The sequence below is a fragment of the Mesorhizobium robiniae genome (genome assembly GCF_040545535.1).
Classification (GTDB): Bacteria; Pseudomonadota; Alphaproteobacteria; order Rhizobiales; family Rhizobiaceae; genus Mesorhizobium; species Mesorhizobium robiniae.
This window is the reverse complement of record NZ_JBEPMC010000014.1, coordinates 66,740-90,668: the sequence shown is the minus strand read 5'-3', so window position 1 is coordinate 90,668 and position 23,929 is coordinate 66,740. Positions and strand designations below refer to the sequence as shown.

Below are 23,929 nucleotides of genomic sequence, written 5' to 3'. Positions count from 1 at the left end.
TCTTGCAACTGGCAGCCGCCAGCAATTGTTGCCTGAGGGGAAAAGTGTAGATGTTCAAAGGTTCTATCACAGCGCTTGTAACACCGTTCAAGGACGGCCACGTCGATGACGTTGCATTGCGCGACTTCATTGAATGGCAAATTGCAGAAGGATCATCAGGTCTGGTACCGTGTGGAACGACAGGAGAAAGTCCAACACTTACCCATGCCGAGCACAAGAGGGTGGTGGAGATCACCATAGACGCCGCCGCCGGTCGTGTACCAGTCATCGCAGGGGCCGGCTCCAATAGCACAGAGGAAGCCCTGGAGTTCGTGCGCCATGCTCAAAACGCAGGCGCCGATGCACTGCTCATTGTCTCTCCTTATTACAACAAGCCGACTCAAGAGGGAATCTACCAGCATTTCAAGGCGATTGACGCTGTCAGCAGACTTCCGATCATAGTTTACAATATACCGCCTCGCAGCGTCGTCGACATCCAAGTTGAAACTCTGGCGCGAATATTCAAAAACTGTCGCAATGTTTGTGGGGTTAAGGACGCCACGGGCAACATATTGCGTCCCTCGCTTGAGCGCATGGCGTGCGGCCCGCAATTCAATTTATTGTCGGGTGAAGACGGATCTGCCTTGGGCTATATGGCGCACGGCGGTCATGGATGTATTTCGGTGAGCGCAAACGTCGCACCTCGTCTTTGTGCTCTATTCCAGCAGGCCTGTCTGGACGGTAATTTTGCAGCAGCGCTCAAGTTGCAGGATCAGCTGATGCCGCTCCACAGAGCGCTCTTCCTCGAAACGAATCCTGCTGGTCCCAAATATGCGTTGGAGCTTCTTGGTCGGATGAAGGCAGACCTTCGATTGCCGCTCGTCGCTGTCAGCCCGACAGTCCAGGATGAAATCAAGCGTGCCATGCTGCATGCTGGAATCCTCGGATAAGAGGCAAGACATGCTTCCAGGACGTATTGAATCCGATCTTATCGGCCCGCTCCTCATTCCCAGTAACGTTCTCTATGGCGTACATACCGCACGTGCAGCTGAGAACTTTGACGTTTCAGGGCTACAACTGAAGGACTTTCCCGAACTCATACAATCCATGGCCATGGTGAAGAAAGCAGCGGCGCTGGCCAATATGGATCTCGGGCTGATATCAAGATCAAAAGCAATGGCAATTTCCGAGGCTTGTGAAGATCTGATAGAACGGCAGGGCATCGATCAGAATTTCCCAGTCGACATGATGCAAGGTGGTGCCGGGACTTCCACCAACATGAACGTCAATGAGGTCGTAACAAACCTCGCTCTCCTGAAGCTTGGGCGGGCAGTGGGAGACTATGTCACACTCCATCCCAATGACGACGTCAACTTGTCGCAGTCGACCAATGACGTTTACCCAACGGCAATACGCCTAACCATCTTGCGGGCCTGCGATGCACTAATCGCGTCGCAGGTAAATATTCGAGACGCCTTCCGAGTGAAGGCAGCTCAGTATGATCAAGTCGCAAAAGTTGGTCGCACACAGCTTCAGGACGCCGTGCCTATGACGGTTGGCCAAGAGTTTGATGCGTTCGCGGAACTGATGGAAGAAGACATAGTGCATTTACAATCAGCGTCGAGGCTGCTGATGGAGGTTAACCTGGGTGGATCGGCGATCGGCACTTCCATCAATGTTCCACCTGGCTTTTCAGGCCTTGCCTGCAGTCATCTCAATCAAATTTCTGGCTTTGATTTGGTGCCTGCTCGCAACCTTGTCGAAGCCACTTCCGACACCGGAGCCTTCGTTACCTTCTCCGGCGCCTTGAAGCGAATCGCGGTAAAGCTTTCAAAAATATGCAACGACTTGCGTCTGTTGAGCAGCGGCCCTCGCACGGGTTTCGGAGAGATCCGACTGCCGGCCGTACAGGCTGGTTCGTCCATAATGCCGGGAAAAATCAATCCGGTCATCCCTGAGATGATGAACCAGATTGGGTTCCAGGTGATAGGCAATGATTTGACGGTGACGCTCGCGGCGAGCGCAGGCCAGTTGCAGCTGAACGCGATGGAGCCCGTCATAGTTTTGAACATTCTTCAATCCATGCGAATGTTGACAAGAGGTATCAAAATTCTGAAGCAGCGTTGCGTAGAAGGAATCGAGGTCGATGTTGATCGATGCAAATCGTTTTGCGATCAGTCTCTCGTTCTCGCTACGCCACTGGCGACATTGATTGGTTATAGTAAAGCTTCGGCTCTTTCAATGAGAGCTTTGGGGGAAAAGAAACCACTTCGGCAAGTCGTAGAAGAAGAGGGTATCTTATCTCAAGACCAGATTGTTCGGATATTCGGCATCTCTGATTGCCCCTCCAAATCACCGAATAATTCCTAAGATTGGCGGCAAGGGTTATGGCTGTATTCACAGAGCTCTCTGACGGCGATCGCGACGCTATTGCGTCTGCGTACGGGATAACATCGTTGTTATCTGTCATCGGCATTGCTGATGGAGACCGCGAGACGACCTATCTTTTCAGATCCAAAGAAAATGACCTTATCGTCACCCTGTTCGAAAATGGCGCCGAACCGTCAGATCTGGAACGAGCATTTGAAACCATGGAGAGGCTCCACAAAAACGGAGTCCCTTGTCCGAAGCCAATTCGAAGCCTCGACGGAAATGCCACCTCTCGAGCAGCTGGCAAACTCGTAGCGATCGTGAGTTTCGTGCCTGGATCGTCAACGTTTGATCCCGTAACGCGCAAGTGTCACAGCCTAGGGCAGACCATGGCAAGGATTCACTCCATTTTGCAGCCCCATCCGAATAGATCTTCGTATGAGCTGCCGACAGGACCGGTTCACGGAGCACTGGTCCATCAGAATGTTTTCTTTCTCGATGACAAGGTCAGCGGTATCATAAATTTTCGACTCCGCCATGATGATGCGCTCATTTCGGAAGTTGCGGATGTGCTTGTTGACTGGACAGGCGGGTCGAACGGAGGCTTGGATAATGACAACGCTCAAGCACTGCTGGCTGGATACCAGAGTGTTAGAAGTTTGTCGGATGCTGAACGAGATGCGCTACCTGCCTTTGTGATGGCGGCAACAGCCAGGTGCTATGGGAGAAAGGGAGATCACAGGCATCTCCCTGACATTGCTGTAAACGCATATCGATCGGCTAGCGGGATAATGCAATCAGGACTGGTTGGCTTGGATCCCCATGAAATACCTGCTTGATAGAACCGATGAAAAAATCCTGAACGAATTGAAGAACAACGCACGCATATCGCATGCTGAATTGTCCGGACAAGTCAACTTGTCGCGTAACGCTGTTCGCGTGCGCATCGAACGACTTGAGCGGGAAGGCTTCATCAAAGGCTACACAATCGTGTCCGGGGAAGGTTTGAGCAGCGAAGCTCTCACGACCGCAATGATGTTCGTTTATAGACATGATCGGATGAGAGGTGGCGAGGTCATACACGCGTTGCGGCGTATTCCGGAGGTTGTTTCATGTGACGTGATGACCGGGGACTTCGATCTTTTGGTGCGGGTGGAGTCCGGTGACGCGGACCGTATTCGGCAAATCTGGCAGCAAATCTCCGAATTGCCAGGGGTACGTGATACCCTTACGGCGTTTGCTTTATCATCCGTCATTCGAAAATAGCACTATCGGCTCTGAGGAGAGCCAACTCAGGTTGCATTGCTGATCGTCTGATCCGTGTTTCTGCCGGTGTGGAGAGCCTCACCTTCTCGCAGCGGCCGTCCAGAGCGGGGTCGGCTGGCCGGGCCCTCGCTTTTAGTCGATGGCCTCGGACGCCGGTCGGGGTTCATGTCTGGACGGCCCCCGTTGCGCAAGGGTGATTGTGGGTGACGGACCGGCCAGGTGCAGTCATGTCTACGGCCTGTTTCATGCGAGGCTCGCCTCGCTGGCCAAGATGAAGTCCGCGGATCGGTTCCCAATCAATTTTGCGCGCTTTTGATGCGCTCTGACCCCAAGGGGTGTCCCGATCCCCGGCACTGCCGGTTCGTCATCTCCTCTCAGCATCCATGCATGTCTGCTTGTGGCGCGATTTCCGGCGCTTTGTGCCGTCGGCGCCACGTAGGTCTCGTTGCGGCGCAGAAGCGCCCACGCGATCCGCGCCATCTTGTTGGCCAGCGTGACCGCGACGACTTTCGGGCGCTTCCTCTCGAGAAGCTGCGTTGCCAAAAACCTTCGCTTCAGTCGACTGACGAGCGTATCGCAGCACGGCTGCAGCGCCGACGACAAGCAGGCGGCGAAGATAGCCGTCTCCCTGTTTGCTGATGCCCATCAGACGCTCATGGCCTCCGCTCGAATGAGCTCTCGGCGTCAGGCCGAGCCAGGCGGCGAACTGTCGCCCGAACGAAACAGTGAAGCGTCGGGGACGCTCGCAGCGATCGCGCTTGCTGTGAGTGGTCCGACGCCTGGGATCGTCGCGAGGCGTTTGCTGGCGGCGTGTCCGAGATGCCATTCGAGAATGCGGGCCTCCAGCGCGGCGATCTCGGTCGCGATATGATCAGCTTGCGCGATCAGACCATCGAGCGCAGTTGCTCTCGATGAGCATCGAACACCGCCAGAAGGGCTGACAATCCACCCGGTCCCTGCGCCGCAACCAGGCCAAACTCGGCAAGATGGGCGCGAATGGCATTGGTGAGCATCGTCTTCTGGCGCACCAGGAGTTCCCGCGCCTTATGAAGCATGAGAACCGCCTGCTGGTCTTCCGATTTGATCGCTACGAAGCGCATGGTCGGCCGTGTGACGGCCTCGCAAATCGCTTCGGCATCGGCAGCATCTGTCTTGCCGCGCTTCACATATGGTTTGACATAGGCAGGCGGCATCAGGAGAACTTCGTGTCCAGCCTCGGCCAACACTCGTGCCCATACGGCCTGTCCCGACCAACCTTCATGACACAGAAAAAACTTTGCAACACAACCCTCTCAACTCCGGGCTCCATTTGGACACAGCACGATGTTCGTGGCTCACCGGCGAGGTCAGAGCGGAGCAGTCTCAACAACGCCATCCGACATCTTTTGTCGGGTTTGTTGGGTTTGTCGAGTTCGCGATATGGCCATTTTCAGTCGATCTCTTGCTTTGCTTCGGGCTAATCGACTGAAAAGCAACCATAAAGTTCCTTCCTCAGCTCAATCAAGCAAGCTGGCATGACTCTTGAGAGCCTTCGTTGCGGGGCGGGCAACAGCTGCCGGCCATAACTCGTGTCACGGGTAGCCACGATGAACAGGCGAAGGACGGCTCTCGATCTAAGGAAACGTATCCCTTCGACCATGACAATGGTCACATCAAAACCGCGAATCATATTCGGATACATAACTTATCTTCGTCCTAACCGACGAAAAGTACAGTTTCATGGTATAACAAAATGAACGTTCGCAGCATCTCGATCAATAATAGGCGCCTTTTGTGGCACAGGCGCATGTTCATTGCTGAACGATATCTGATTTCCTTCGCGATGGGCGTTTTTGCGCTGTTTCCAGTCTACCTGTTGTCTGTTGGGCGCGACGAGATCTTTTTTGGTTCGATCTCAGCAGCAGGCATGGCGGTCGCTATATTAATAGTTTTGATCAGTCCTACGCTGATACGCCAGTTTGGTGTGCGGAGGCTCGCACCCATCGGCGGGCTTCTCTATGCAGCAGCCTGCGCGACCGTACTCTTGAACGAATTGTCGGGGGTGCGCGCGACATTCCCCTACTTCCTCAGCTACATGCTGAAATCAGGCGGATGGGCGCTGCACTTCACTATCGGCTCGATATGCATTTCCGCCCTCTCAAGCGATGCAGACCGGCCATCGAGCTTCATGGCCTACTCTGCATTCTCCACCTTAGGGTTAACCTGCGGACCGCTGCTGAGCAGTCTCCTTACCCGGTACGCCGGCTTGGGCACGCTGGATATGTTCATTCTGGCAATGCTCGCGGCGACGGCAGGGGCAGCGTTGTCATCGTGGGCAGCGCGACATGCGGCGAACATCGGCGAAGCCGATATTCCGAATAACGCCTCGATTGCGCGCGACCTTTTTGATCTCCTCTTCAGCAAATCTGCTCTGTTTTTTGTTCTTGTACTGTTGTCCGCAAGCATTTACACTAGCTTGATAAACTTCCAGGTTACATTTGCGAATAATTCAGGTCTACCGTACGAAATATTCTTTGGCTTTTGGGCCATAGGATCAGTCGGCTCCAGATTTGCAATTGGTCCGCGCGTAATCCGCAGTGCGGCCGACCGCACCTTGCCGCTACTTCTGGGCGGGATGGTCGTTTCGCTTCTCGGCTTTCACTACTCCCCGGGCCACCCCGTCATTTACGCAATGGCATCGCTGGCGACCGGCATAACTTATGGGCTATCCTATCCCCTGATACAGGCAGAAGCCATCCGCGTGACTGCGCCGCAGTCCCGGACTTTGGTGCAGATCATCTTCAGCCTTTGCTATTTTCTTGGCCTGTATTTCTTCCCCTTCGCCGCAGGGCTCGTCTCAGTCCATCTGGGATATGACACGCTGACGCTGTTGATTGCCGGCTTGGCTCTACTGCAAACGGCTATCGCTCTCCTTGGCTATCGCACGATCCGGCGCAAGCCGACCCCGACCGTAGTTGGCAGTAAAGGCTGAAGCAGGGCACTATGCACGAGAGATCACACGTCGTCATCGGAGCCGGGCCGGTCGGTCGGGCAGTGGCGCTGCAACTTGCGGACCAGCCGGACTCGTTCGTTGTCGTGATTGACAGGAGCCATTCTGCGCTTGCCGTGGCGCAACGGCTTCTGGGCAATCTCGCAAACGTCCGCTTCGACGTGTCGTTGGGTCCATCCGCTCTCTCGGTTCAAGCCCGATCGCTGATCATGGCTACGTCTTGGAGAGATTCCCGAGTTTTGGTCGGCAAGCTTTTGCACCAAACGCACGAGGCAGGTCTACACACCCCTATTATTTGCGTCGGCAGGCCGAGCCCTGGGGATCTTGACATTCTCCGGGTACCGCCTAACGGTCCGCCCGTAGTCTTGGGAGCGGGTCTCGAACCAGGACTGGTTGAATCTTTAGTCTCGCTGGTTGCGGCTGAAATAAAGGACATAGAGAGCATAGTAACTCATTGCGGAGGGATTCCCAGAATTCCGGAACCTCCGCTGAACTATGCTCTCGCCTTTGGGCGTCGGCTGCCCATAGAGCAGAGGCTCGCGTTTGCTCGAATCGACGGCCAAGCCGTAACGCGAAATCGCTTCGAAAGCGTATCTCAGCTGTTCGTGGATGGTGTCGGCCTTCTCGAAGCATACGATGATGCAATGGTTTCGTCGACGGCTGCAGGCGCTCATCCTAGCATTCCAACGCTTCGACAGTTGACTGTGCGGTGGCCTGGCTTTGCGGATGGCGTTCGGATGTTGCATCGCCTCGGGCTGCTGTCCGACGAGGAGATCGAAATCGGGAGCGCGCGCCTGCAGGTCAAGGAGGTCACGGAGGCGCTTTTAAGTCGCCGGAACCCAAATGACGATGGCGACCAGGTCGTCCTTGACATCGCCATTGAGGATCGCCAAGGGCGGGTTGGCCGTTGGACGTGCATCCTGCGCTCCGAGCTTCAGGAGCGAGGCATCTCAAGCATGGCTATCGCCACCGCAGTTCCGGTGGCCACAGCCGTGGAATGCGTCACGCGTCAACAGTTGCGGGGTCCCATACACCCCAGCAAAGCCGCGCTCGCCGATGTTGCCGCGATGGCCCTCGAGCAACTGAGGAGAAGCCGGATCGCTGTCTTAGCCGAGCGCGCGACCGGGCTGTTGGAAACAAGCACAATTTTGGGAGCTGGTCATGCAAAGACGAAAGACACTACTCGTGGGGAGCGGACCAGCAAACCTGGCACTGCTGACCTGCCTCAAGGAGCGGGGATCCTCAGTTCTGGATTCGCTGGAAGTCCTTGAGCGCCGCGACAGCGCAGAATGGCACCCGGGCATCGCCTTCGAGGATTCGATGCTCCAAGTGTCGTTGTTCAAGGACCTGGCGTTCCTGAGGAATCCGGCAAGCCCATTCACTTTTTTCTCGTTCCTGCGTGACAAGGAGCTTCTCTATCACTTCATCCATACGAACAATCTGTATCCTTCAAGGAAGCTGTTTTCCGACTATCTGGTCTGGGTAAGCCGGTTCTTTGCGAACAAGATTTCTTTCGGCAAGGAGGCGGTGGCGGCCAGGTTCCACGAGAAGCCGTCGGGAACCCAAACCCTTGTCGTCACGACCAGGGATGTCTCGAGCGGAGATGTTTCAGAAATCGAGGCAGACGACGTGGTCGTCAGCCTTGGGCATGAGCCATACATCCCCGAAGAACTGGCCGTCGACTCCGGCCGCGTGGTGCATTCAAACTTCTTCCTATCCCATGCGAACGAGGGAATAATCAACGCTAACGCTCGCGTTGCGGTCGTCGGGTCCGGGCAAAGCGCCGGCGAGATAGTCAGATTCCTGCTCCAACACCGGGAAGTGTCGGAAGTTATCGTCGTTGGTCGGCGCCACCTCTTCGAACAGACGGATGACAACCCGTTCGTAAATGATTTCTACACTTATCCACACTCGCTGAAGTTCGCGGAGTTGCCACTTGAAGATCGCAAGAGCTTTCTTTCCGACACTAGGAACACGAACTTCTCCACCGTCACCAAGGACGTCCTCAAAAGCATCTACGATCTTCGATTCGAGGACCAGGCGTGCGGACGCGACAGGCTCAGGCTGTTCCCGTATACTGAAATCACGGCGGCAAAGCGTCTCGAGAATGGTCTTCGTCTAGACCTTCGCGGAATCGGAGGCAAGCCGGACTCCACGACGCTTGAAATTGACCTCCTGGTATGCGCGACGGGCTTTTCAAACCGTCGCCATCTATCATTTTTCCAACTGCTGCAACCGCGAATGGAAGATGGCGACGTCGTTGTCGATGAGTCCTTCGAAGTGGGACTCGATCAGATGCCAGAATCGTGTTTCACCGGTCCGAGACCTCGCGTTTTCTTGTTGAACCACTCTTTTGGCCTTCGGGGCCCAACGGAGCACACACTCGGCGGTCTGGCCGAACGGGCTGCGGTGGTGGCGAAGGCGCTGCAAGACGGGCACGTGCTTCAACCTGCTCAAGGTCGCCCCGAGACCTTGCCAGCGGCACGGCCAACCGGAAATTCGAGACTGGAAACGAAATGATGTGTTCGCAAGTAATAGATCTCAAAAATGAAACACGCGCGGTCCCCATCTCGATTGAAGGGGGCATCGTCATGCATGATCCCTTCCCGGAAGGGGGCGACGTTTCCATCCGACTATTGAAGCTCAGTCCAGGCGCGACCACTTGCCGTCACAACCATACGGAAGTCGAATTTTGGACGGTGATCTCTGGCGGCGTTCGAATTCATCTAGACGAAAAGACGTTCCTGCTGCTTGGCGGAGAGAGCATTCGGATGGACCCGCTGAGCAGGCACAGGATTGAGGCTTTGGACAGCGGTGCAGTCATGCAGACAGTGTGGTGGCACAGCCGCGCAGCCTTCGAAGAGGCGACTTCCACGAACGAAGCGATAGGAAAGAGCAGACCGCTGCTGCTGGTGCCCGCAATGCTTACCCCGAATGGGAACATGCATATAGGTCATGCCTCAGGACCGTTCCTCTACGCGGATGTGTTGCGCCGAATTGCCGAGACCGGCGGCCGAGAGGTTTTCGTGCTGCAGGGCACGCACGGTCACCTTGAGCACATTGCAATTGCGGCCGACGCTGCTGGACTGGAATACTACCAGCTGGCCGAGAAAAACACGGCTTCTTTCCAGGAGGCTCTGCATCGGCTCAATGCAGTTTCGGATATTTTCCTTGGGACAAAGCCTGACCGCCGCGGCAAGGCGGTCGTTCTCGAGGTCTTTAAGCGACTTTGCAGCAAGGGCCTGATCGCTGAAAGAGAGCATTTGGTCCCGTATGACGTCCAAAGTGGGCGCTTCAAGGTGGACGCCTTCGTCCACGGCAAATGTCCATATTGCGGCGGCTATTCCTCCGGCCACGAATGCGAGGATTGCGGCGCGCTGGTCCTCGATGCCGAACTCCAGGATCCGGTCGATCTCGACGGGCGCTCGCTGGAACGTCGTCCCCTGAAGCGCCTTTTCCTGAACCTCGCTCCATTGCATGACGCACTCGAATCCTTCGCCTCGCGGAACTTCCTGCCCATTTACGCAAAGCTCTATGTCGAGTCCTGGCTGTCCCGGGGGCTTCCGGCAGTCTGCATCTCAAACCCAAACCGGGAGGGAATTCGGATTCCAATCCCAGGATTTGAGTGCCAGCGGTTTACCATCACCATGGAACACGTGCCTCGGCACTTGCTCGCCTTAGAAACGATAAGAGAAAAGAGCGGATGCCCCGCCTTCTGGTACCAAATCCCACGGGACGAGATGCCGGAGCTGGACATTCTCTTCGGGGCGGACAACGCCTTCGGACGTCTGTTGGTTATTCCCGGGGTACTTTCGGCGCTTGATCTCCATGAGATGCTCCCCCGACGGATTTTCGTCAACCAGATGCTCACGCTTGAGGGGAAGAAGTTCTCAACATCACGAAATCACGCAATCTGGGTGAACGACATCGCTGCGGAAGAAACTGCCGAGCCGCTTCGCTTCTACTTGTGTCGGTGTCGTCCGGACGGTTCTGTCGAGGACTTCTCCATGGGTGCCTACGAGAGCTGGAAACGGGACTTCTGGGACGGACGGCTGTCGAGATCGGTCGCGAAGGCTAACGAGGTCATCGGGCGGGTCGCGACAGACGAGCTCCCGTGTCCTGGCCAGTGGTCAGCCACCGACATTGCGTTCCTCGCGGACTGCACACGCTTCAACGCGGAAGTGCGGGCGCGATTCGAAGCGGATTACCCGGACGTACGTCAGTTGACACGCGCAATCGAGGCGTTCGTCGACGCAATTGAGCGCTATTCATGTTCAGTGCTGCAAGTTCCGGCTGCGCCGAAGGTGAAGGAGGCGCTTGCCCGGACTGCGGCCCGCGCGGTGACCTTCGCGCTCGTCGGACTCTGTGTCGCGACATACCCGGTCGTACCTGATTTCGCCATCTCCATCGCAGGGAGTCTGGGGCTAGAGGCTCCCAAGCTCAGCTGGTTCGACCGCGACTGGATGGCCGAGCCAGTCCGTCTGTCTGCAAGCCATGACGCTGGAGGCCGTTGAATAACCGATCAAAGTTTTCGGGCGTTCACCGCAGCCACTTTTCGAGAATCAGCCGGAGGATGCGGGCAAGCCAGGAAGTGCATCGTGGACTTCGTCTTTGATTAGCCTTGTCACCGAAACGACGCCGATGTCGTCCGGCTCGGGCGAAGTCTGACGTGTTGATGGCTTTTCAAAAGCGCGGCTAAACGACGACAAGAGTTGGTTGTATTGCAAAGTTTTTTCTGTGTCATGAAGGTTGGTCGGGACAGGCCGCTGTCATGCCGCCAGTATGGCGAACTGCTCGGCCAGGGAGGGATTTGGATTGAACGCGTACCTCGCCTGTCGCTTGCGCATCATGTGAAGCATTTCGATCTCCGACAGGGTGCTGGCGGTGGCCGGCGACTTGAAACCCAGCATCGGCCGCACACGGCGCTTGATGCGCCGGTGGTCCTGCTCGATCCTGTTGTTATCAGACATGAATAGGCGCGACGCGCCAATCCGTATTTTCTTGCACGGATGGATCGACTACCGTCCTCCTAGGGGAGCATGAGCAAGACCTAACAACCACGGCAAGTGCAGGGCAGGGTGCTTGACGTATCGATGTTCGTCATCGTTTCAGCCGTCAGGCCGACGCGCTCGCTAACGAAAGTGACGCTAGCGCATGAGTCAGGCCTTGATTGAGCCATCGGCCCCCTTGTCGACATAGCCGTGTTGGCCGTGCATGCACAGCTAAGACAAAGCATTGAATGGATTTCGCGGCGTGGCTCAAGGATCATGTTCCATCGACATTCATTCAGACTTTCCGGGCGGCGGCTGCCAGCATCGCCTGACCGATCGGATGATCCCCCTGGGCGTTGACCATTTCGCCAGCGTTTTGGATGTCGCGCCGCTCTTTGTTCTGACTGAGCTTGGCCTTGCCGACAAGGCGAGTGATCTCGATCTCTATGCCGACGATCGCCTTGACCATTGTGTCGATAAAGTCCCTGGGCGCGTCCCCCATCTTCCACGGGATAGGCTGGGTCGACTCGTGCCTGTGAGTCAGTTTGGCGACATTGCGGCGGACATAGCGTTCGTCGTCGTGGATTGTGATCCGTCCATAGGCATGTGCGACGATGTAGTTCCAAGTCGGCACCTGCTTGTGAAAGTCCTGTTTGCTCGGATACCACTGGGGCGAAATATAGGCATCGCCGGCGCGGAACACCACGAGCACCTCATCGCCGGTCGCCACGTCCTGCCAAACTGGATTGTTGCGGGCGACGTGGCAGCGAAGGGTGCCGTTTTCTCCATGTGACGCGTCGAGTTCGAAGGGGATGTGATTGGCGTCGAGCCCGCTCCGGCCATGGGTAATCAGCACGCCGAGGGCGTTGTTCTCGATCAGATGGTAAAGGATTTCTCGGCTCGGTTCATTGAAATGCGCGGGTACATACATGACAGTTCCTTTCACGGGCCGCCGGGTCGCTGTTCACCGGCTGGCATCTGATGGCAGGCATTCCAACGCGGCGGCGACCCGGTCCTTCGCTGCTGCAGGCAGAGGCAGGATGGGACGCGGGGGGTCGGCACGGCAAATGTCGAGCAATTCGGCAAGGGCATAGACGACGCGAAGACTTGAGAACTCCTGGAAGAGGCTCCAGAGCGGCGAAAGCGTGGCATCGATCCGTCGCGCTTCGGCCGCATCGCCCTGCTGCGCCGCCCTGACGATCATCATGCATGCCTCGGGCAGGATGCCCGCGAGGACGCTGTACCATGTATCGGCGCCGGCGATCATGGCCTCGGCGGCATTCCAGTCGCCGCTGTAACCGATCGAGAACCCTTCCGGCAGCGTTCGCCTCTGGTCGGCCAGATGGCTCTTGATCGCATCGCTTTTGTTGGTCGGATTCTTGATAGCGACGATCCCACCAACCTTTGCCAGGCGGTTGACGAGGGCTGGGGTGAAATGGAAATGCGTCGTTCCCGGATTGTCGTAGACGATGATCGGCAGGCCACTTTCGCGCGCCACTGTGGAGAAATGTTCGAACACCTCGTCATCAGTGAGCGGGGTATAAGAGGCAGCGGCAAGCAACCCCGCCGCAGCTCCAAGGGCCTTGGCGTCCTGCGCGAGCCGCACGGCTTCGTCAGTGCGTAGCGCGCCTACACCCACCACGACCGGCATTCGCCCTGCGGTTTCCTCCAAGGTCTCGGCGAGCGCCCGCCGCCGTTCCTCGCGCGACAGAAAGATGTATGTGCCGGTGCTGCCGAGAAGACCGATGGAATCGACCTGAGCGTCGCCAAGCCGAGCAATCAGCCTGCGCAGAGCAACGGTGTCGACGCGGCCGTCACGATCGGCAGGCGTGATGGGGAACGCGGAAAGACCGCTCAGGAATGCCATGGCAAGGCTCCAGGTTGGTGCGTGAGGGCAGGGCTGGGCGCACGACAGGTCATCACAAGGCGTCCAGAGCCTGCCGCAGGTCGGCGATCAGGTCATCGGCGTCTTCAAGACCCACCGACAGACGCATGAGGTCCTCGCCGACTCCGTCGGCCAGATGGGCATCCTTGCGGATCGGCTGCCGAGCACGTGTGAGACTTGCCGGATGATAGATGAGGCTATCGGCATCGCCGAGGCTGACGGCGCGAGTGATCAGGTTGAGCCGGTCCATCATCCGGCGCGCGCCTTCGTATCCAGCGCGCAGGCCAAAGGCCAACATGCCCGACCCGTTGGACATCTGCTTTCGCGCTGTCACCTGATCAGGGTGCGAGTCGAGGAAGGGATGACTCACAAATGCCACCGCCGGGTGCGCCTCGAGCGCCTGAGCCACCGCAAGGGCTGTGGCGCTGTGCCGTTCCATACGAAGCGTGAGCGTCTTCAGACCGCGCAGGATCAGGAAGGCTGACATGGGCGAGAGCGCTGCGCCGGTGATGTAGCGTAGGCCCGTTTCGTGCAGCGTGCGGAGTGTTTGGGCGTCGCCCAGAATCGCCCCGCCAAGGGCATCGCCATGACCGTTGATGTACTTGGTCAGCGAGTGGAGCACGATGTCGGCCCCGTGTTCAAGCGGTCGCTGGAGCGCGGGCGAGGCGAAGGTGCTGTCGACTGCAACCTTGACACCGCGCGCATGGGCGCGCTCGGCAATGGCAGCGATGTCGAGGATGCGGCTCAGCGGATTCACCGGCGTCTCGAAGAAAACAAGCCGCGTCCGCTCGGTAATCGCGGCCTCGAGATTTTGTGGATCGGACAGATCGACCGCCACGACCTTGATGCCGAAGCGGGGGACCGCCTGCTCGACCATGGCAAGCGTGTTCGCATAAAGCGTCTTGTGGACAATGAGTTCATCGCCTTGGGAGAGGAGCGACAGGATCAGCGTGCCGAAAGCCGCCATCCCCGAGGCAATGACCAGACCTGCCTCGGCTCCTTCCAGATTGGCGAGCCGTTGTTCGAGGATCTCTGTCGTGGGATTGTATTCGCGCGCGTAGAGCCTTCCGCCAAGCGCGGCGGCGGCCTCGTTTGCTGCCACGCTTTCGAAGCCATAGGTCGAGGTCAAGAAGACTGGTGGCTGAACGGCATTGGAAAAGCCGGACGGATCGTAGCCATGATGGATCGCCCGGGTGGCGAAACCGGGGCCGGTGTCGTTGAGCGAACGCGCGGGAGCATCGGTTGCGGATTGATAGGTGCGGGTCATTCGGCCTCGAAGATCTTTCTTGGGTTTCCGAAAGATTGACGGCAAACTGGCCAATGCGAAATATCCAGTTGGCGATGAATGAAATGGGCCAGTCTTCAAGTGCCGGTGCTGCCGGTCGCTCGCACGCGATGGGTGCACGCGAGATCTACGAGGCTCTTCGCGAGCAAATCCTGGGCGGCGTCTATGAAACCGGCAGTCAGTTGCCGTCCTCCCGAGGCCTGGCAAATGACCTCGGGGTTTCGCGAACGACGGTGACGGTCGCCTACGAGCAACTGGCTGCGGAAGGTTTCATCGAAGTCCGTCAAGGCGCGCGACCTCGCGTTTCATCTTCGTTAATCGGTCCTGAGGCAAGCCGCACTTCCCCGAAACGGCTAGGCCCGGTTCATATATCCGCCTATGGCGAACGACTGCGCGTCACGCCGCCCTGGCCAGATTACTTGCCGACCGGGTTGAGGGTCGATTTCCGCTATGGCGACCTGGCGCCGGCAGACTTCCCCGCATTGGTCTGGAAACGTGTGATGAACGAGGCGATGGGGCAGCGCCCGTTGCGTCTTGCCTATGACGATCCTCGCGGCTCGCGCAGGCTACGCCAGGCGCTGCAGGGCTATCTCTGGCGCGCCCGAACCTTGAGCTGCGACCTCGAGCAGATCATAGTTGTGAACGGCTCGCAGCAGGGCCTCGATCTGTGCGCTCGCCTGCTTCTTGATCCCGCCGACCACTTCGTCATCGAGAATCCGTGCTACAGGATGGCGCGTCAGGTCTTTGCCAGTACCGGTGCCTCGCCCATCCCCGTCACCGTCGACGAGGATGGGATGAAGACGGAGTTGCTGGCGGGGATCGGGGCACGCTTGGCCTATGTCACGCCATCGCATCAGTTTCCGCTGGGCGGCGTCATGCCGATCGCGCGCCGCCATCAGCTTCTGGAATGGGCGCGGCACAACAACGCCTACGTGATCGAGGACGACTACGACAGCGAATATCGCTATGACATCAATCCGGTCCCTCCGCTGCACAGTCTCGAGGACCACGGGGCTGTCATCTACCTCGGCACGATCTCCAAGACGCTTTCGCCGATGCTGCGTATCGGCTACCTCGTCGTCCCGCCGGAATTGCAGGAGGTCTTCGCAACCGCCAAACAATTCGCGGACCGGCATTCGCCGGTGGCTGAACAGGAGGCTCTGGCCTCTCTCATCGAGAGCGGCGGCTACGAAAGCCATGTGCGCCGCGTGCGCAGGCTGAACGGCGAGCGTCGGGAGACATTGTTGGGCGCCTTGCAGCGCTGCTTGGGAGATCGCATCGCTGTCCAGGGAGCAGAGGCTGGTCTGCACGTCGTCGTTTGGCTCAACGACCTGCAGCGATCGCGGGGAACGGCACTGGTCGAAGCCGCCCGACGCACGGGGTTGGGGCTACACCTGATATCGCCCCTTTACGAACGACACTCGGAGGAAGGCCGCACCGATCGCGTTGGGCTTGTCATGGGCTACGCCGCCTTGAGCATTCGGCAGATCGAGAAGGGCGTTGAGGTCCTGCGCGAGGTTGTCAAGCAAGTGCAAGACGCGTTGCCGGGGCAGGGTGACTGAGACAGGGGACGTCGAAAGCTGGCGCTGAAAGCGACCCCAAGGCCCCCGCATTTCGTGGCAAAGCCAACTGGACTGGGAAAACGCCATGCAACTGGTGCTGTTGATCAGGCCAGTTTGGCGGCAGATTTTGGTGGAAGACGATTTCCGAGAGCGATGCATGACCTGGCAAGGAAAGCTGCTGCACATCCATATCGCGCCCGCTGCCTCTTATGAAATGGAGGAGCTGGCGCAGGCGCAGCTCGTGGCCGGCCGAGGCATTGTCGGAGACCGCTACTACCTGGGGACGGGGACCTATTCCGCGCGTCCTGACGTTCGCGAGGTGACACTGATCGAAGCCGAAGTTCTGGACGCGATCGCGCAGGGCGAACCCAGGATACCGGGCTTCAAGGCCAAGCTCGCACCCGAAGATCACCGGCGCAATATCACAACACGAGGCGTTCCGCTTAGCCATCTTGTCGGCAAACGCTTCCGGGTCGGTGAAACGATCCTCAGGGCTGCCCGGATGAATGTGCCGTGCAAGTATATCGAGGAGTTGCTGGGGCTTCCGGGTCTCTACGAGGGGCTTCTGAACCGCTCGGGACTGAACTGCACAATCGAGGTCGGGGGCGTGATCCGCCCCGGTGATCTGATCTTGCCCATCGACGAGTGAAACGCCATGGCCTCGCCCCGCATCATCATGAAGCTGACCGTGACCGCCGTCCGCAAGGAGCCCGGTGACGTGCTGATCATCGACCTGAAACACCCGCGCAAACCTCTGCTGCCGCCGTTCGAGGCAGGTTCTCACGTCGATGTCCATCTGCCTGAGGGGAAGGTGCGTCAGTATTCGCTTTGCGGCGACCCGACCGAGCTCGGCCGCTACACCATCGCGGTGAAACGCGAGAGTGACGGCCGTGGCGGCTCGGCGTGGATTCACGAAACCGTTGCGGCCGGCTCCACACTGCCCATCTCGGCGCCACGCAACCATTTTGCGCTCAAGCCCGGCGAGGGGCCGATCTTGCTGCTGGCAGGCGGGATCGGAATCACCCCGATTCTGGCCATGGCGCGCGCGCTCACCCGGCAGGCCAAGCCGTTCCACTTGCATTATTTCACCCGCAGCCGGGCGCTCACGCCACTCCTGCCGGCGATCGAGAGCGATCTTCCTGTCGGAAATGTGCAGCTCCATTTCGATGACGAGCCGGCGACCCGGGAGGATATCGCCGCGCTCCTGGCCAACCGTTTGGCCGACGCACAGACTTACTATTGCGGGCCGCCCGGATTCATGGCGGCTGTGGGGCGCGCGGCCGAACACTGGCCCGAGGGCACTGTTCATTTCGAAACTTTCCAGCCTGCCGGGCTTGACGGCGCGCCACCGGAACCATTCATCATAGAACTGCGTGAGGGCAGGGTGGTCGAGGTTTCGGCGCAGACCACGGCGCTCGCGGCCCTGCGCGCAGCCGGGGTGCCGTTGCTGGCCTCATGCGAGAACGGCGTTTGCGGGACCTGCGAATGCGGGATGCTTGGTGGGCAGCCGATCCATCGGGATTCCATCCTGTCGAAAGACGCACGCGGCCACCGCTTCATCGCCTGCGTGTCACGAGCGACGGGCGTGCTGAAGCTCGATCTTTGACGGTCCACTGGGATGCAGCCATCCGGACGCTGATTTTCGGGGAAGTGAATGACGACGAAACTTGCACATTTGAACGAGATCGAGCGCTGCGTCTCCTGGCTCGCAGCCTGGACGATCCACCACGCCAACCACGTCCGCGAGAGCGACGAGATCAAGGTCGGCGGCCATCAGGCTTCTTCCGCCTCCCTGAGCACGATCATGACGGCACTCTACGGATCGGTGCTGCGCCCACAGGACCGGGTGGCGGTCAAACCTCACGCGGCGCCGATCTTCCACGCTCTCCAATATCTCGCGGGCAACCAGACCCGTGAAAAGCTCATGAACTTTCGTGGCTACAAGGGCGCCCAGAGCTACCCTTCACGGACCAAAGACATCGACGACGTCGATTTCTCGACCGGGTCGGTGGGGCTCGGCGTCGCGCAGACGCTGTTTTCGTCGCTGGTGCAGGACTATGTCTCGGCCCATGGCTGGATCAAGGACCGCCCCGAGGGTCGTATGGTCAGCTTGATCGGCGATGCCGAAATGGACGAGGGCAACATCTACGAAGCCCTGATCGAGGGCTGGAAGCACGGGCTACGGAACTGCTGGTGGATCGTGGACTACAACCGCCAGTCGCTCGACGCCGTGATCCGCGAGGGCCTGTGGCAGCGGTTCGAGCAGATTTTCCGTAACTTCGGCTGGGACGTGGTGATCCTGCGCCATGGTGCCCTACAAGAGGCCGCCTTCACTGAGCCGGGGGGCGAGAAGCTGCGTGAGTGGATCGAGCGGTGTCCCAACCAGCTCTATGCGGCGCTGACCTTCCAGGGAGGCTCAGCCTGGCGCAAGCGGCTGCTCGACGAGATCGGAGATCAGGGTCCGGCCACCGCTCTGATCGAACGCCGCTCCGACGACGAGTTGCAGGCGCTCATGACGAACCTTGGCGGGCATGACATGCCGAGCCTCCTTGAAGCGTTCGAAGCGGCATCCAGACATGACCGCCCTGTCTGCTTCATCTGTTACACCATCAAGGGTTACGGCCTGCCGCTTGCAGGGCACAAGGACAATCATGCGGGACAGATGACGCCTGCACAGATGGAAGGGTTCCGCCGGCAAATGGGCGTCAAGCCGGGTGAGGAGTGGGGCAAATGGGCCGCGGCCACCCTGCCGGAAGCGGAGCTTGAAGCCTTCTTCTCCAAGGTGCCGTTCTTCAGTGAGGGGCGGCGCCGGCTGTCGGCGCCGTCAGTGCCGGTGCCCGAAACCCTTCCGTCATCGGGGCAGCGCGGCAAGCCGCTCTCGACCCAGATGGGCTTCGGCCAGATCCTGAACGACATCGCGCGCGAGCAGAGTCCACTTGCCGAACGCATTGTCACCACCTCGCCCGATGTGACGGTCTCGACCAATCTTGGGGGGTGGGTCAACCGGCGTGGCCTTTTTGCGCGCGAGACGATGGCCGACACCTTCAAGGCCGAACGCATCCCCTCCACCTACAGTTGGGAGTTCGGACCCAAGGGGCAGCACCTGGAACTCGGGATCGCAGAGTCAAACCTGATGATCATGCTCGGGGCGCTCGGTCTATCGCATTCGATCAATGGCGTGCGTCTGCTGCCGATCGGGACGGTCTACGACCCGTTCATCTATCGCTGCGCCGATCAACTGAACTATGCCTGCTACCAGGACGCGCGTTTCATGCTGGTCGCCACGCCCTCCGGCGTGACGCTGGCGCCGGAAGGCGGGGCGCACCAATCGATCGGCACCCCGCTCATCGGCATGGCGCAGGATGGGCTTTGCGCCTTCGAACCGGCCTTCGTCGACGAGTTGTCTGTGATCATGCGCTTCGCATTCGATTACATGCAGCGCAACGGCGAAGGAGATCCGGACGAGACGACATGGCTGCGCGATCAGACCGGAGGGTCGGTCTATCTGCGCTTGTCCACCCGGCCGCTCGAGCAGCCGTTGCGCGACATCAGGCCGGACCTGGCACGGGATATCGTCAATGGCGCCTATTGGCTGCGACCGCCCGGGCCGAACGCCAGCGTAGTGATCGCTTATCAAGGCGTTGTCGCGCCAGAGGCGATTGCAGCGACTGGGCTTCTGGCAGAGGACCGGCGCGACGTCGGGCTGATGGCAATCACGTCAGCCGACCGGCTGAACGCGGGCTGGCAGGCAGCGGAGCGTGCCCGCCAGCGCGGAACGACCGGCGCCCTTAGCCACATCGAGCGGATGTTGGCACCGCTGTCGCGCGATTGCGGAATCGTTACCGCAATTGATGGTCACCCGGCGACGCTTGCGTGGCTCGGCGGCGTGAACGGGCATCGCGTCAAGGCGCTTGGGGTCGAGCATTTTGGCCAGACCGGCACGATTGCAGATCTCTATCGCCACCATGGTCTCGATGCGAATGCCATCGTGCATGCCGCCCAGGCAGTCAGTTCCGGCCGCAGGATCCGATACCTGAAGGCGCTTCCCTAAGCGGTCGGCGGACGTCTTGCGCTATCGGCACGATGGGGGTGTCATGCTTGAGTAGCCGCTCGAGACTCCATCAAGCCAACGCCATATTGCCGCGGGGTCACGTTTCTACGCCCCGTTCCAGCACAGCCATGGAAAACGAAACGGCATGATCGTCGGCAGCCGCATAGGAGTGCGGCTGATCGGTGAGGAGTCGCGCGGCTTCGCCGGCTTGCAAGATTATGGTTTCGGAGCCGACAGTGAGCTTCAGACTTCCTCGCAGGACCGAAACAAGTTCACGAGTGCCGCGGCTGTGAGCGTCCGACCAATGGACATCACCGGGCGCAATCGTCCAGGACCACATCTCGAACATCGTTCGGCCTGAGGTCGATGCCATCAGTTTCGCCTCGCTGCCTTGCGGGGTTTTCCAAAGTGTTGCTGGTTTGGTCCGTTCGATACGATCGTCTGTGATTTCTTCCGAAGTTTGACCTAGCAAGTCGTTGACCGACAGCGAGAACGCGACGGCCAGGCGGCACAAGACTCCAATGCTCGGATTTGCCTTTGCCTGTTCGATGGCCACAACCGTGCCCTTCGAAAGGCCCGCGCGCTTCGCTAGCGCATCAAGGCTCATATTCTGCAATTGCCGCAAATGCTGCACCTTGGACGAGAGCAGCGTTCCCAGTTCTCTCTCGGTTGCCACCGCTGCTGCGTGCTTGGTCATTATATTGACTTCTCCAGATATGCCGCTTACGGTCAGTATAATGACCGGTGCGGGGACTTCAATCATGCCATCTCATTTGTTCAAGGATTGATGAAGATGTACCTTCCGATCGCTCGTAAAGCCATTGCTTTGAAGTCAGATACATCCCCGACAATAAGGGCGGCGGCGGATATGCATCGACCATTGAAACCCGTTCTGCTCACTGGGTGCTGCGCATGAGTGTCACGGCCGCAAGCTTGGCGGCCGCCGCTTTTGGCGCTGGCGATTTTCTTGGCGGTGTCGCGTCCCGCGGTTCGGATTGGCGCCGGGTCGTGTTGGTGGCGCTCGGAACGGGCTTGCTGGTCTTAGGCGTCGCGGCATGCTTCAAGGGCAGCCCGCCCCCTACGCTTCCGCTGAACTGGTGTTTGTCGGCTGGCGCAGGTTTCGCGGTCGGTGTGTCGCTCCTCTACCGCGCGCTCGCCGAGGGACAGATGACCCAGGTCGCACCGGTCACCGCCGTCGTTGCAATCGCCGTTCCGGCTCTGGTGGATATTCTGACCGGCAAAGCGCTGACAGGGCATCTGTTGCTTGGGCTCGGGGCTGCCGGCCTCAGCGCTGCTCTTCTATCGGGTTTGAGTGGTGGCTTGTACAAGAGCATCCGGAACCCATCGGTCATCATTGTCGCTATCGGTGCCGGGCTTGGCTTGGCCCTGTTCTACATCGGCCTTGATAGAGTCGACGCGGCAGGGGGAGGGATCTGGGGACTCACGCTTGTTCGTGCCACAGCATTTGTACTGGTTACTGCCGTGGCCCTGAGAAGCCGAAGACACGTGTTTCAGTTGCGGAGCTTGGGTGTCGCTGCTGTTGCCGGCCTTCTCGATGGAACTGCAAACCTGCTGCTGATGCTTGCATTTGCCACGGGAGGGTTGGCCGAGACTGCCGCCGTCGCCTCACTTTATCCGGTCGCCACCATCCTGTTGGCCATCGCCGTTCTGCGAGAGCGGCCTTCGATTACACAAGGGATCGGGCTGCTTTTGGCCATTCCGGCGGTCTTCCTTCTCCAATCCGGTTAAGGGGTGGTCCAAGCGGCTCGGGACGATAATGATAGATGCCGGTCTGAGGTGCCCGTCCTTGCAAGAGGGGGCGTCACGTTCTCCCTATCGTCCTGGTGCGACGATCGAGTGGCATGCGCAGGGCAGTTGGCCGTCAGGATATGACAATTCGCGGATGCCAACCGGACGTGGAGCGCCTGCGAAGTGGCAACGGTCGCGTTGCCCTTCCGGGGTCAGCCGCCAGCCCCAAACGAAGTATTCTTGCGCTGGCTTGAAGGTTGCATCGGCGACATTTCACCTTTGACAGGCCCTTGGGCACTGTGCGCCTTCAGGAGCCGGTATAAATGTGCGCGACTTATGCCGAGCAAATCCGCGGCGCGACGCTTGTTCCCTTGAGCTTGTTTCAACGCGGCCCGAATCTCCGCTCCGGTTTGGGCTTGAATTCGGTGCTTGAGCGGAGGGTTCGATCCCGCATATGTCGGCTCCAAAGGAAACTCTGGGAAAGACGCAGAAAGTTTGCCGGTGATGACCAGTCGCGTCAGAACATTCTCCAGTTCGCGCACGTTGCCGGGCCATGAATGCCGGAGCAGGAGTTGACGGTCCTTCGCCGCCAACGCGGGCGCTGGCTTGCCCAGACGGTCGGTGATGCGTGAGAGCAATTGCTCCGCGAGAAAACCGACATCGTCGCGCTCACGTAAAGCAGGTACAATTATGGGAAGCACATTCAGCCGGTGGTAGAGATCTTCGCGAAAGCGGCCAGCTTTGACCATATTGGCGAGCGGTCGGTTGGTAGCACAGATAACACGCGCGCTGACGCTCACGGGAGTGGTGCCGCCTACCCGCACAATCTCGTTGGCCTGAAGGACGCGCAGCAAGCTGCCTTGAAGGGAAAGCGGCATATCGCCAATTTCGTCCAGGAACAGCGCGCCACCTGCGGCAAGTTCGAACTTGCCCGGCTTGCCGCGATTGCGGGCACCCGTGAAGGCGCCACCCTCGTAACCGAATAGCTCAGCTTCGACGAGCTCGCTTGGAATCGAAGCGCAATTGACCCAGACGAAGGGTCCGCGGGATCTGTCTGATAGGGCATGAATTGCATGCGCGGCCAGTTCCTTGCCCGAGCCGGTTTCGCCGCAGATGAGCACTGGCAGTTCATATTCCGCGACCGACTGAAGGGCGCCGCGATACGCATCCATCTGCTCACCTTGTCCAAGGATGTCGTCCAAGCTGAATTTTGATTGCCAGAGCTTGTTGCTTTGAGGGATGGCGAGCTCCGCCTTCGAGATACGGCTGTATGTTTTCTTTAGCGCATCGAAATCGGAGAACAGGGCCAGCCCTACCGCGCCGATAGTAATACCATCGCGCTGTACAGGAACCTGCTTCGTCACCAATTTGTGGCCACGAACTTCCAAGGGATAGCCGACATGGGTCCCTATGCCTCGAGCAACAAGATGAAGCCGGGTTTGTTGCCCAACCACATCGGTTATGTGCCGACCTAGAAACTCCTCTGCCTCGCCTCCCAGCAGGCGGCAATAAGGCTCGTTTATCAACACGATCGTCCCGGACGTATCAACGGCAACCAGACAGTCCGAGACATGATCGAGGATGAGCCTCAGAAAGTCGGCCTCTTCGGATGAACCGACAAACCAATCCGGAAGCGCCATTGAAGCACCTGTGTTGGCCAAGCCCCAAGCGCAGGCTTGCGAGGCTTCATGATGTCCGAGTGTCCCGCAAGCGAGACGATAGTGTGTCTCTTCGGTGACATTACTATCCCGGTTGCGGCCTGTCAAACATCGCTCACAGTTTCAAAGGCGACGATTTTCTAC

Annotated in this window: 18 protein-coding genes and 2 pseudogenes; 13 read left to right on the top strand and 7 right to left on the bottom strand. The window is 58.8% G+C overall.

What is annotated here, in order from left to right:
• Nucleotides 1-50: 50 nt before the first annotated feature.
• From dapA to ABID19_RS29580, 4 genes are read left to right on the top strand one after another with little or no spacing between them, the layout of a single operon-like run.
• On the top strand, nt 51-929 hold the full coding sequence (dapA, locus tag ABID19_RS29595; protein ID WP_263806577.1) for a 4-hydroxy-tetrahydrodipicolinate synthase: 879 nt from the start codon (nt 51-53) through the stop codon (nt 927-929).
• Nucleotides 930-939: 10 nt separating this feature from the next.
• Complete coding sequence (locus ABID19_RS29590) at nt 940-2,349, top strand: aspartate ammonia-lyase (RefSeq protein ID WP_263806576.1); 1,410 nt, start codon at nt 940-942, stop codon at nt 2,347-2,349.
• Between the two features lie 17 nt (nt 2,350-2,366).
• Nucleotides 2,367-3,188: a phosphotransferase gene (locus ABID19_RS29585; protein WP_263806575.1), complete on the top strand. Its 822-nt coding sequence runs from the start codon at nt 2,367-2,369 to the stop codon at nt 3,186-3,188.
• Nucleotides 3,172-3,615: an Lrp/AsnC family transcriptional regulator gene (locus ABID19_RS29580; protein ID WP_006205813.1), complete on the top strand. Its 444-nt coding sequence runs from the start codon at nt 3,172-3,174 to the stop codon at nt 3,613-3,615. Before ABID19_RS29585 ends, ABID19_RS29580 begins: the two co-directional genes overlap by 17 nt.
• Nucleotides 3,616-4,041: 426 nt before the next feature.
• Here ABID19_RS29580 and ABID19_RS29575 read toward each other — a convergent pair.
• Nucleotides 4,042-4,850 (bottom strand): annotated as a pseudogene (locus tag ABID19_RS29575) (IS110 family RNA-guided transposase); the annotation flags it as partial.
• 551 nt (nt 4,851-5,401) lie between these two features.
• Here ABID19_RS29575 and ABID19_RS29570 point away from each other — a divergent pair.
• The 4 genes from ABID19_RS29570 (at nt 5,402) to ABID19_RS29555 (ending at nt 11,118) form a co-directional block, all read left to right on the top strand.
• A complete protein-coding gene (locus ABID19_RS29570) occupies nt 5,402-6,586 on the top strand; it encodes an MFS transporter (protein ID WP_263806574.1) in 1,185 nt (394 codons plus the stop codon).
• A gap of 11 nt (nt 6,587-6,597) precedes the next feature.
• Complete coding sequence (locus ABID19_RS29565; RefSeq protein ID WP_354494183.1) at nt 6,598-7,875, top strand: saccharopine dehydrogenase C-terminal domain-containing protein; 1,278 nt, start codon at nt 6,598-6,600, stop codon at nt 7,873-7,875.
• Nucleotides 7,766-9,124: a lysine N(6)-hydroxylase/L-ornithine N(5)-oxygenase family protein gene (locus ABID19_RS29560; protein WP_263806573.1), complete on the top strand. Its 1,359-nt coding sequence runs from the start codon at nt 7,766-7,768 to the stop codon at nt 9,122-9,124. The genes ABID19_RS29565 and ABID19_RS29560 overlap by 110 nt, the downstream gene beginning before the upstream one ends.
• 71 nt (nt 9,125-9,195) lie before the next feature.
• The gene (locus ABID19_RS29555; protein WP_263806572.1) at nt 9,196-11,118 is read left to right on the top strand and encodes a class I tRNA ligase family protein; all 1,923 of its coding nucleotides are present in this window, start codon (nt 9,196-9,198) and stop codon (nt 11,116-11,118) included.
• A 255-nt stretch (nt 11,119-11,373) separates the two neighbouring features.
• Here ABID19_RS29555 and ABID19_RS29550 read toward each other — a convergent pair.
• The 4 genes and pseudogenes from ABID19_RS29550 to ABID19_RS29535 form a co-directional block, all read right to left on the bottom strand.
• A pseudogene (locus tag ABID19_RS29550) lies at nt 11,374-11,607 on the bottom strand (DDE-type integrase/transposase/recombinase); the annotation flags it as partial.
• Nucleotides 11,608-11,890: 283 nt separating this feature from the next.
• Complete coding sequence (locus ABID19_RS29545) at nt 11,891-12,526, bottom strand: FMN-binding negative transcriptional regulator (RefSeq protein WP_263790812.1); 636 nt, start codon at nt 12,524-12,526, stop codon at nt 11,891-11,893.
• A gap of 33 nt (nt 12,527-12,559) precedes the next feature.
• Nucleotides 12,560-13,462, bottom strand: a complete 903-nt coding sequence (locus ABID19_RS29540; protein WP_263790814.1) for a dihydrodipicolinate synthase family protein — start codon at nt 13,460-13,462, stop codon at nt 12,560-12,562.
• 52 nt (nt 13,463-13,514) lie between these two features.
• Nucleotides 13,515-14,747 carry a trans-sulfuration enzyme family protein gene (locus tag ABID19_RS29535; RefSeq protein ID WP_263790940.1) on the bottom strand — a complete coding sequence of 411 codons (1,233 nt, stop codon included), beginning with the start codon at nt 14,745-14,747 and terminating at the stop codon, nt 13,515-13,517.
• A gap of 83 nt (nt 14,748-14,830) precedes the next feature.
• Between ABID19_RS29535 and pdxR the strand changes: the two genes are divergently transcribed.
• The 4 genes from pdxR to ABID19_RS29515 all read left to right on the top strand — a co-directional run bounded on the left by pdxR (nt 14,831) and on the right by ABID19_RS29515 (nt 20,378).
• Nucleotides 14,831-16,327 carry a MocR-like pyridoxine biosynthesis transcription factor PdxR gene (gene pdxR / locus ABID19_RS29530; RefSeq protein ID WP_263790942.1) on the top strand — a complete coding sequence of 499 codons (1,497 nt, stop codon included), beginning with the start codon at nt 14,831-14,833 and terminating at the stop codon, nt 16,325-16,327.
• Between the two features lie 157 nt (nt 16,328-16,484).
• On the top strand, nt 16,485-16,976 hold the full coding sequence (locus tag ABID19_RS29525; protein ID WP_263790944.1) for an MOSC domain-containing protein: 492 nt from the start codon (nt 16,485-16,487) through the stop codon (nt 16,974-16,976).
• Between the two features lie 6 nt (nt 16,977-16,982).
• Entirely contained in the window at nt 16,983-17,933 is a 951-nt protein-coding gene (locus ABID19_RS29520) for a PDR/VanB family oxidoreductase (protein WP_006201708.1), read from the top strand.
• Between the two features lie 48 nt (nt 17,934-17,981).
• On the top strand, nt 17,982-20,378 hold the full coding sequence (locus ABID19_RS29515; RefSeq protein ID WP_263806571.1) for a transketolase: 2,397 nt from the start codon (nt 17,982-17,984) through the stop codon (nt 20,376-20,378).
• A 97-nt stretch (nt 20,379-20,475) separates the two neighbouring features.
• Here ABID19_RS29515 and ABID19_RS29510 read toward each other — a convergent pair whose 3' ends face one another.
• A complete protein-coding gene (locus ABID19_RS29510) occupies nt 20,476-21,075 on the bottom strand; it encodes a helix-turn-helix domain-containing protein (protein WP_006201706.1) in 600 nt (199 codons plus the stop codon).
• Nucleotides 21,076-21,290: 215 nt separating this feature from the next.
• Between ABID19_RS29510 and ABID19_RS29505 the strand changes: the two genes are divergently transcribed.
• A complete protein-coding gene (locus tag ABID19_RS29505; RefSeq protein WP_263806570.1) occupies nt 21,291-22,127 on the top strand; it encodes an EamA family transporter in 837 nt (278 codons plus the stop codon).
• 212 nt (nt 22,128-22,339) lie between these two features.
• On the opposite strand, the gene ABID19_RS29500 is transcribed toward ABID19_RS29505, so the two are convergent.
• Nucleotides 22,340-23,767 (bottom strand): sigma-54 interaction domain-containing protein, encoded by a 1,428-nt coding sequence (locus ABID19_RS29500; RefSeq protein WP_006201703.1) that lies wholly within the window; start codon nt 23,765-23,767, stop codon nt 22,340-22,342.
• Nucleotides 23,768-23,929 lie beyond the last annotated feature (162 nt).